Here is a 5086-nt window from a genome sequence, read left to right as displayed (position 1 = left end):
GCCTCTCTAAGGGCCATCAGGAGGGCCTGGTATTCGGCCTCGTTATTGGTGGCCGTACCGAGCCGGCGTTTGAGTCTCTTCAGGGTCTTGCCCTTTTTATCCTTTACGACCGCTCCGGCCCCTGCCTCACCAGGGTTGCCGCGCGACGCTCCGTCCACGTAGAGAACGAGTTCGCACGCGCCCCCGAAAAGCTCTTTTCCCATGACCGAGAGGAGTTCCCCTGCGGCGTCTTCCGTTATGTGGAGCTTATGGGCGGTCTCCTTCAGGTCGAGGGTGACCTGCAGGTCTTCGAGGAATCTCTTAAGGAGCAGGCTTTCTTTTTTCCCTTTTTTCCCGTGCGGCATGGGTCAGGCCGGGGGCGCGGTGTCCGGAGGTTTAGCGTCCGTCCCGTCGAAGTAGAGTATGCGGTGGCAGTTGGGGCAGGTGATAATTTCCTCTACCCCTTTCATGAGTTGAAGGTAGGTCTGGGGCGGGACGTGCATGAAGCAGGCCTGGCAGGCCTCGTCCTTTATAGGGGTGACCGCCACGCCGGCGCGCCTTTCCCTTATCGTTTCGTATCTCTTGAGGAGCGGGGGGCTTATGGGCTTTGCGGCCGCCTCTCTTTGCTCCAGCTTTTCCTTTATCTCCTTCTCACACGCCTCGCTGCTCGCCTCGGCCTCGGCGGTGGTCCTCTTAATCTCCTCTTCCTTCTCCGCGATCCCGGCCTCCGCGGCCTCGATCCCGGCCCTCCCGGCGTCGAGCTTCTCGCTCAAGGAGGCGGCCTCCATCTCTTTCAGTTTTATGGTCTTCTCGGCGTTCTTTATCTCTTTCGTTAGGGCCGAGTACTCCTTGTCGTTCTTTATATCGCCGAGCCTCTCCTGGTCTTTTTCTATCCTCTCCGTATTGGCCCTTATATCTTCGTCCGCTTTCTTCTTCTCTCCGGCGAGTTCCTCGACCTCCCCGGAAAGTTTCTCCCTCTCCCCTTCCAGCCGTTTGAATTCCGCCTCCGTGCTCTCTATCTTCTCCCGGTATTCGTTCTTCCTCCGTCCTATGTCTCTCATCTCGAGGTCTATCTTCTGAAGCTCTCCGAGCAGTTGGGCGGGTGTTGGCAAAGCTGACTCCTTAAAACCACGGGGAGAGTCCCGAAGGTTCTCCCCGCGATATGGTTATTTTGGTGGGCCCACCTGGACTCGAACCAGGGACCGACCGGTTATGAGCCGGTGGCTCTTCCAACTGAGCTATGGGCCCTCTTGGGATACGAATATTCAAGGTATACATGCGGTGCCTGAAAAACCCGCCGTACCGGCGGGTAACTTGTCTATTGTAAATAAATAGCGTGTGCATTGTCAAGGCCGGAATGGCGCTATTCGGAAAACACCTTGAGCTTATCGCTGCGGACCGGGTGGCGCAGTTTCCTCAAGGCCTTGGCCTCTATCTGGCGTATCCTCTCGCGCGTGACGTTGAACCTCGCGCCCACCTCCTCGAGCGTGGATTCCGTACCCCCGCCCACCCCGAACCTCATCCTCAAGACCTGCTCCTCCCTGTCCGACAGGGTGCCCAGCGCCTCGTTCAGCCGGTCTATGAGGTTATAGTTGGTAACGACGTCGTGCGGGGCGGAGAGGTTCTTATCCGCCACGAAGTCCCCTATCTGGCTGTCTTCCTCGCCGACCGGGGTCTCAAGGGATATCGGCTCTTTCGCTATCTTCAGCGCCTTTCCCACCCTTTCCACGGGGATGCCGATGCTTTCGGCCATCTCTTCGTGGGTGGGCTCCCTGCCTTTTTCCTGCACCAACCGGCGGCTTACGCGAACAAGCCTGTTTATGGTCTCGGTCATGTGCACGGGTATGCGTATGGTCCTGGCCTGGTCCGCTATGGCCCTGGAGATGGCCTGTCTTATCCACCATGTGGCGTAGGTGGAGAACTTATAGCCCCTGCGGTATTCGAACTTATCCACCGCCCGCATAAGCCCTATGTTCCCCTCCTGGATGAGGTCGAGGAACTGGAGCCCCCTGTTCAGGTACCTCTTGGCTATGCTGACGACGAGCCTCAAGTTCCCGCTTATGAGGCTCATCTTCGCCTCTTCCGTTCTCCGCTGCCACAGCCCTATCTTCCTGACCACCTCGAAGAGGCCGTCCCCTTTAAAACCTGTCGAGGCCTCCACGGCCCTCAAGCCCCGGCGGACCCGGCGGAGCTCCGCGACGGACTCCTTGAAGCGCTCTCTACTTATCTTGAGCCTGCGCTTCTTACCCCCCTTTATCTCCCTCTCGGCCTTGAAGATCTCCTCGGTCCCGAGCCCCGTCCTCCTCTCTATGGAGCGTATCATCCTCCTGAGCTTCCTTACCTCGAGCGCGCCCTCCTTGAGCCTCTCCACCACCGTTGTGAAGATCCCGGAGATATTGTCCAGGTCGTCGAGGAGCCCGACTATGCGCTCCACCTTCTTCTCCCTGCCCTTTTCGGTCAGGAGCAAGTTTCTATAGAGCCTCTCGGCGGCGGCTACGTCCTTAACCGTCCTCTCCGGGTCGTCGGCTTCGTCGTAGCAGTCCTGCAGCGTCCCGGAGGCCTTTTCGCGAACTCTCCTTTTAAGCGCCCCCAACTCCTCCGATATCAACGGAGAGCCGACGGCCTCCCGTATCATTCCGGCCCGGCCCTCTTCTATCTTCACTGCCAGGGCGACCTCTCCCTCCTTCGTGAGGAGGTAGGAGGAGCCCATCTCCCTGAAGTATGCCCTGACCGCGTCGTAGCTCTTCCCGCCCACCCCGCCCGCCTCTGAAGAGACGAACGCCGCCGCGCGCGGCGACACGGCCGGGCTGCCCTCCACGTGTCCTTCGGGGGCTCCCTCTGGCAGTACTTTCTTCGGCTTTTTCTTTCCGGGCGCTCTTCTTTTCTTCACGTCGCCAACCTCCGGGGGAGGGGGGGGGGAGGGGGTATCAATTAATCAACGTTTATGCCCTCTCTTCATCCTGTTTCCCCGCTCCACTCCGTCCATGACCTCACGGGCGGTATCGGCCCGTCCGCTCTCCTCAAGGTTCTTTATAAGCTCTCTTGTCTTCTCTTTCGGTCTTCCCCTGTTGAGCACCTTATTCAGGCAGTCATCGAGCATCCTCTCCGGGCTTTCCACAAAGCCGTCGTCCTCTTTGAAGAGCACGCCCGCCATCCAGTTCTTCACCTCTTCGCTCTCCCCCCCCCCCTCCGCACACTCGACAAGCGCCGACGGCTCTATGCCTCCCTTTTTGAAGGCAACGCCTACCGTCCCGGCCACCTCCTTCATAAGCGGGTCGGTAAAGAGGGCGAAGGCCTCGGCCACCCTCTCGCCGTAGAGCTCCGGGTGCCTCAAGACGACCTTCAGGAGCGTAGCCTCGGAGAGCCTCGCCCCGGGAGAGGGCATGGCCTTTGCCGTAGCGGCGGCCCCCCTCCCTTTTCCGGGCGGACCGGGTTGGCCCTTCAGGGCCCCGTACACGGCATCGACCCCGATACCCGTGGCAGAGGCTACCTTTCCGGCGTAATGACCTTTCTCGGCGACGTTCTTTATCTTTTCCAGATAGGGTATGGCCCTGTCGAAGTACCTGGCCTTGCCGTCCGCCGAGTTGAGGTCGCACTCGCTTTTGAGCCCGTCGAGGAAGAACTCCATAAGCGGCACGGCACCGGCCACCGCCCCCTCCATCCCCTTGCGGCCTTCCTTCTTCAGGAAATCGTCCGGGTCCGAGCCTGCGGGCAGAAGCACTACCCTGGCCGGAACGGCCTCGTCGATAAATATATCCAGCCCCCTGACGGCGGCCTTCCTCCCGGCCTCGTCCGCGTCGAAGAGCGTATAGACGGCGTCGGCGTACTGCTTGAGCCTCCTTATGTGGGCCGCTGTGAGGGCGGTGCCCATTGTGGCCACGGTGTTGGTAAAGCCGTGGCTGTGAAGGGCCAGGAGGTCGAAGTAGCCCTCGACGACAAGCGCGTAGCCCTCTTTGGTTATGGCCTGCTTCGCCTGATAGAAGCCGAAGAGCGTCTCTCCTTTTTTAAAGACCGGCGACTCCGAGGAGTTAAGGTACTTCGGCTCGCCGCCGCCGAGCTCCCTCCCTCCGAAGGCCACCACCTTCCCCCTCGGGTCGGTTATGGGCACCATGAGCCTGTCCCTGAAGCGGTCGAAGCGACGGCCGTCCTTGCTCGAAAGCACGCCCGCCTTCTCTGCCACGGCCGGGTCGACGGACTTCTTCTTAAGGTAGCCCGTAAGGCCGTCCCAGCTCTCCGGCGCGTAGCCGAGCCTGAACCTCTCGACAATCTCCCCCTCGTAGCCCCTTTTTTTCAAGTAGTCCCTGGCCTTCGCCCCTTCGGGGCCTTTGAGCTTCTCGGTAAAGTACTCGAGCGCACCCCGGTTGGCCGCGAGAAGCGCCTCGACCACCCCGTCCGCGCGCGCCGCGCCGCCCGTCCTCTGCTCGGCTATGGTTACGCCGTAGCGCCGCGCGAGCGTCCTCACCGCGTCCGGGAACGAAAGCCCTTCGTGCTTCATGAGGAACGTTACGACCGTGCCGCTCTCCTGGCAGCCGAAGCAGTGAAAGAGTTTTTTCTCCTCGCTAACGGTAAACGAGGGTGTCTTCTCCGAGTGGAACGGGCAGAGCCCGAGATGGTTCCGCCCCCTCCTCTTAAGCGGCACGTACTCGGAGATGACCTCCACTATGCCGGCCCTCTCCTTTACCTCTTCTATCTTCTCCGGAGGTATCATCGTCTACGCAAGCTCCACCACGGTAACCCCGGCCCCGCCGCTCAAGGGGTCTCCCTCTTTGAAGCCCTTTACGAGCCCGTTGGCCTTTAAGTGTTCGGATATCACTTTCTTCAATATACCCCCCCCGACGCCGTGAATGACCTCGATGGACGAGAGCCCCTCCATGTGGGCCATGTCTATGGCCCTGGTGGTTTCGGCCACCGCCTCGTCGGCCCTCATGCCGATAAGATTTATGGAGTGGGGCGCACCGCCTCCTTCCAGGACGGTAAGGTCGGGCGCACTCCCGGCGGCCCCGGCCCCGGCCCCGGCGGCCCCGGCGGATCGAACCTTCGTAAGCCTGCTGCACGCGACCCATATCTTTATCCCTCCCGCGGCGAGTTCAACCTTCTTCCCCGCCAC

Annotated in this window: 5 protein-coding genes and 1 tRNA gene; all 6 read right to left on the bottom strand. The window is 60.8% G+C overall.

Going from position 1 to position 5086, the window contains the following annotated elements:
- The coding region (locus tag V3W31_02810) for an RNase H family protein (protein MEE9613868.1) at positions 1-344 on the bottom strand (344 nt) is incomplete at its 3' end.
- Between the two features lie 3 nt (positions 345-347).
- On the bottom strand, positions 348-1091 hold the full coding sequence (locus tag V3W31_02805) for a C4-type zinc ribbon domain-containing protein (GenBank protein ID MEE9613867.1): 744 nt from the start codon (positions 1089-1091) through the stop codon (positions 348-350).
- Positions 1092-1151: 60 nt separating this feature from the next.
- A tRNA-Ile gene (locus tag V3W31_02800) sits at positions 1152-1227 on the bottom strand.
- Between the two features lie 115 nt (positions 1228-1342).
- The gene (gene rpoD / locus V3W31_02795; protein MEE9613866.1) at positions 1343-2869 is read right to left on the bottom strand and encodes an RNA polymerase sigma factor RpoD; all 1527 of its coding nucleotides are present in this window, start codon (positions 2867-2869) and stop codon (positions 1343-1345) included.
- A 45-nt stretch (positions 2870-2914) separates the two neighbouring features.
- Positions 2915-4687, bottom strand: coding sequence for a DNA primase (gene dnaG, locus V3W31_02790; GenBank protein MEE9613865.1), 1773 nt, complete (start codon positions 4685-4687; stop codon positions 2915-2917).
- Between the two features lie 3 nt (positions 4688-4690).
- On the bottom strand, positions 4691-5086 hold a 396-nt coding region (locus tag V3W31_02785; protein MEE9613864.1), incomplete at its 5' end, for a Smr/MutS family protein.

This window comes from Thermodesulfobacteriota bacterium (assembly GCA_036482575.1).
In the GTDB taxonomy this organism is placed as follows: Bacteria; Desulfobacterota; GWC2-55-46; order GWC2-55-46; family JAUVFY01; genus JAZGJJ01.
This window is presented reverse-complemented; position numbering and strand designations above follow the sequence as displayed.